Below are 3,964 nucleotides of genomic sequence, written 5' to 3'. Positions count from 1 at the left end.
CGTAATCATCCTCGGGACCATGGCGTCGGACGCCACGAGGATGTATGCCATGGTCTTCGGCGCATACCGCCCTGCGAGGATCGCATACCTTGTGGCCAGCGGGCCGGTCAATACCGCCTTCCACAACCCGGAACTCTACGATGCCTACACCATAGTAGCCAATAGCGAGTTTTCCAAGAGGAACCTGGAGGATTCGGGCTTCCGTGTGGACGGATACATACACCATGCGGTGGATCTCCATATCATGGATAGGGCGGGCAGGTCGCCCTACCCCTTCGACAGGCCCAAGGATCGGTTCACGTGGTTCGTCTACACCGCCAACATCGGCCCCAGGAAGGGCGTGGAGTCCTTCCTGGAGGCGTTCAGGATGGCCCAGAAGAGGACGGACTACTCGATAGGCCTGAGGGCGATAAGCAACCTGGACGGCCACCTCAAACCCGAGGATCGCTACATAATCAACCACGCCGGATTCGGGACGCTGGAATACGGCCAGGTGATGCGCTTCATAGCTGGGGGCGACTACTACCTGCACCTGGTCAAGAACGAGAGCTTCGGGCTGCCGGCCCTGGAGGCGAGGGCCCTGGGCAGGCCCCTGGTGGCCCTCAGGATGCCGCCGACCGTGGAGTTCATACCGGAGGCCGGCGCATTCTGGGTTCCCGTGTCCGAGGTCAGGAGGGTGAGGACATACGGCGTGATGGACATACTGAGCCACGAATACGACGTGGCCCAGGCGGCGGACTTGATAGTCCAGGCGCACGACGTGAGGTGGAACTACCCATCCCAATACGAGGACATGCGGGCGAGGCTGCTCGAGGGCATCGAGGAATACCACTACTCAAAGCTGTATCGGCTCTTCGCAGACATGGTTGCCGAGGCCTCCGAGGGGGGCTGAGGCGTGAGCATAACCCCGAGGTTCGTGAGGGCTGAGGATCTCCTCAAGGCGAAATACAGATATGAGGCGCTGACCGGGGAATCCGGGGCCAGGCCCCTCTACTTCGCCTTCGAGGCGATGCAGTTCCTCATGCTGACGGACTTCAAGCTGAGCCTGGAGCTTAGGCTGCTCCTGGACTTCAACTTCAGCTTCAACTTCAACCTTGACTTCACGTTCCCCTTCCAGTTCACGTTCAAGGCGGTCTACGGCCCCCTCGAGGACTGGGAGAGGGAGGAGGCCGAAAGGGAGGGGAAGAGGGTGGGCGCCTACGGGGTGGACGTCTACGACCCCGAGGCCGGAGGGCTGGAGCACGGCGGCAGGGCCGGGCCGAGGCAGGGCCTTGAGGAGGCGGGCTGGAGGCTGTCATACAAATACATCAGCCACTACCGCTACGGGGCCGCAAACCCCCTATGGCACGGGAGGTCGATGGCCGGGGCGTATGTCGAGTATTTCCACGCATCGCCCGAGCATCTGCTTGAGGAGACCCACCTGGACTCGTCGATGAGGCTGGCGGAGGCCCTCTACCAGGCGGCCTGCTGGTATGACTTCAACAGCTACGACATCGGCCGCTACTCCCTGGAAGTCCTGTTCTTCAGATTCCCGAAGGGCGAGGCCCCGCCCGGCTCGATCACGGATCAGCCAATATACGACTACGACAGCTACGACCAGGCCTCATACGATATCTACCCCAGGCCCGAGGCAATATACGTCAAGCCCATAGACGAGCTGGCGCTCAGCAGATATGACTTCAGCTTCTACGACGTGGCCAGATACGGCCTGGGCCTCCCCATCAGCGCCGACGGGATACAGCGTGAGGTGGACGACTACAAGCTCAGGAGCAGGCCCCTTGTGGCGGCGGCTATATGGCTCGTCTCCGGGGAGGACATGAAGCGCAAGGGCCTGACCCACCTGGCCTGGAACTGGTTCGACAGGATGAGGGTCAAGGATCTCCTGGCCAACGAGGGCGTCCCGCTGATGGATGTTCCCAACTACTACAAGTTCATGCTGGAATACAAATATAACTCGGTCACGGCTGGATACGCCGGGCCGGAGGACATAATAAGGAAATACGCCCGCCTCGGGCTGAGGGAAGACTTATTGCGCAGGATAGCCCAGATGGTGGCGAGGGCCTAGGCGGATGGGCGAGGAGCCGATCCCCATAGCAAACAAGATCGAATTCGGGAAGATAATCGTCGTGATACACGAGATAGTCCCCGAGATCACGGCCGACGGGTGGGTGGAGTATAGGTGCGCATACCACATAAGCGACTACTCGGTATCGCCCCCCGTCAGGACCCACATCGCATGGGCCTTCTTCAGGAGCCCCTCGCTGTCCGAGGAGGAGGCCAGGGGCAAGACGCCCGAGCAGGTGCGGAAGATGTGGGCCGAGAAGTTCGTCGCCTCCCTAAGGGAGGCGCTGGGAAGGGCCGTGGAGGAATACCTCTCCAACAGATCCGTCTTCACCATGTAGAAAGCTTTATATGCGGCACCTCCGGGCCGTGGAAACGCTTATAATCCATTGACCCGCCCACTATTGTGATGAGCACGGCTCCGAGGCCCAGACCCAGGCAGTCGGCGGTCAGGAGCGCCCCGCAGGCCCCCCAGGCCGGGCTCGGGCAACCGCTCGGGCAGGCGGATCACGAGATCATGGATCTCACGGCGAGGCTCCAGGATCAGATAAACAACCTATTGGGAATAACGATTGGCTTCATACTGGGGTATGACGGCGAGGAGGGTTGCGACACCTGCCGTGACTTCTACGAGAAGGCCGACCCCGTGGTCAGGGAGATAATCAGGCTGACGAGGAAGCTCGACAGGGTTGCGAGGGCGGCCAGCCCCCAGGCCCCAGGCCAGGCCTCGGGAAGGGCGGAGGGGGGTGGTGCCTAAATGGCGGCACCTGTCCCAGCAGGGGTGCGTGACCTGCTGAACAGGCTCGCCGAGAGGGCCCCCCACCCGGACAGGCTGGCGTTCGGCAAGATCGTGGTGCACCTCCAGAGGCCCGAGCTGGTCTCCAGGATCTACGACTACGTGATGTATAGAGTCCCATACGTGATAGAGGATCAGGAGGAGACGCCGCCGAGGAGGACGCCGGTCGGATTCGTCTTCGCAACCGCCCCCAGGTTCACGGATCAGGAGCTTGCGGGGAAGACAGCGGCCGAGGTGGAGGCGATGTGGAGGGCGAGGTTCGAGGAGGCCCTCAGGGCGGAGTTCTCTGCGGTGGTCAACGTCTACAGGATGAACAAGGAGCTGTTCAGGCCATAGCCACGGGGTGATCCGGATGCAGGCAGTAGCCGTCATCGTGAGGGGCGAGGAGATACCGATACCCCGCCTCTCCTACGAGGACGTGGAGTCCCTCGTAGTGGACTGGAGATCCGGGGGCATATCCGACCCCATAGGGCAGATCACCTCCTGGCTGTGGGACAAGATAAGGGGTCTCGTCACCGGCATAGGGGACATGCTGAAATCCGCAATAAACGCAGCCGCAGAGGCCATAAAATCCGGGATAAGCGCCATAATCGAGGGGTTGCGGAGCGCCATAATCGGGGCAATAAGCGCCGTCAAATCGGGGATAGACGGCCTCGTATCCGGCATATCCGGCATGGTCTCCGGGATCCTCTCGGCGTTAAGCTCCGGGATATCCGGCCTGATGGGCTTCATATCGGGGATAGGGAGTTCGATACTCTCGGCTGTCACCGGCATAGCCTCGACGATAGGGGGGACCCTCTCCTCCTTCTTCGGCAGCCTCGCCAGCATGATAGGCGGGGCCATAGGGACCTTCGTCTCCATGCTGTCCGGGGTCGCCTCGTCCATAATGGGTGCCATATCCGGCATAGGGGCAAGGCTAGGCGAGATGTTCAGGGGGATCGTATCGGCCGTAATGGACGCCCTGTCGGGGCTGAGGTCGGCCCTCATGGGCGTGGTCTCGGGAATCGCCTCGGCCATCGGATCGCTCGGCCCGATCATCTCCGGGGCGCTCTCCTCCGCCATGGAGCGGGTGGCCGGCCTATTCCGGGAGATCGGCTCCACCATCAG

6 protein-coding genes are annotated in these 3,964 nt (G+C 61.8%); all 6 read left to right on the top strand.

What is annotated here, in order from left to right:
• The first annotated feature begins 19 nt into the window (after positions 1 to 19).
• A complete protein-coding gene (locus tag BA066_07095) occupies positions 20 to 892 on the top strand; it encodes a glycosyltransferase (protein RDD52933.1) in 873 nt (290 codons plus the stop codon).
• A 3-nt stretch (positions 893 to 895) separates the two neighbouring features.
• On the top strand, positions 896 to 2,065 hold the full coding sequence (locus tag BA066_07090) for a hypothetical protein (protein ID RDD52932.1): 1,170 nt from the start codon (positions 896 to 898) through the stop codon (positions 2,063 to 2,065).
• A gap of 4 nt (positions 2,066 to 2,069) precedes the next feature.
• A complete protein-coding gene (locus tag BA066_07085; GenBank protein ID RDD52931.1) occupies positions 2,070 to 2,402 on the top strand; it encodes a hypothetical protein in 333 nt (110 codons plus the stop codon).
• A gap of 68 nt (positions 2,403 to 2,470) precedes the next feature.
• Positions 2,471 to 2,818: a hypothetical protein gene (locus BA066_07080; protein ID RDD52930.1), complete on the top strand. Its 348-nt coding sequence runs from the start codon at positions 2,471 to 2,473 to the stop codon at positions 2,816 to 2,818.
• 24 nt (positions 2,819 to 2,842) lie between these two features.
• Complete coding sequence (locus tag BA066_07075) at positions 2,843 to 3,193, top strand: hypothetical protein (protein RDD52929.1); 351 nt, start codon at positions 2,843 to 2,845, stop codon at positions 3,191 to 3,193.
• Between the two features lie 16 nt (positions 3,194 to 3,209).
• Positions 3,210 to 3,964, top strand: a 755-nt coding sequence (locus BA066_07070) for a hypothetical protein (protein ID RDD52928.1), incomplete at its 3' end; no start/stop codon positions are given.

This window comes from Candidatus Korarchaeota archaeon NZ13-K, from assembly GCA_003344655.1.
Taxonomy (GTDB): Archaea; Korarchaeota; Korarchaeia; order Korarchaeales; family Korarchaeaceae; genus Korarchaeum.
Note: the sequence above shows the minus strand (reverse complement) of the source record. Positions and strands in the feature narration are given on the sequence as shown.

What these genes read in the sequence shown, in the direction of transcription:
- BA066_07095 (RDD52933.1), top strand. Translation starts at nt 20, where the DNA reads ATGGCGTCGGACGCCACGAGGATGTATGCCATGGTCTTCGGCGCATAC.
- BA066_07085 (RDD52931.1), top strand. Translation starts at nt 2,070, where the DNA reads ATGGGCGAGGAGCCGATCCCCATAGCAAACAAGATCGAATTCGGGAAG.
- BA066_07080 (RDD52930.1), top strand. Translation starts at nt 2,471, where the DNA reads ATGAGCACGGCTCCGAGGCCCAGACCCAGGCAGTCGGCGGTCAGGAGC.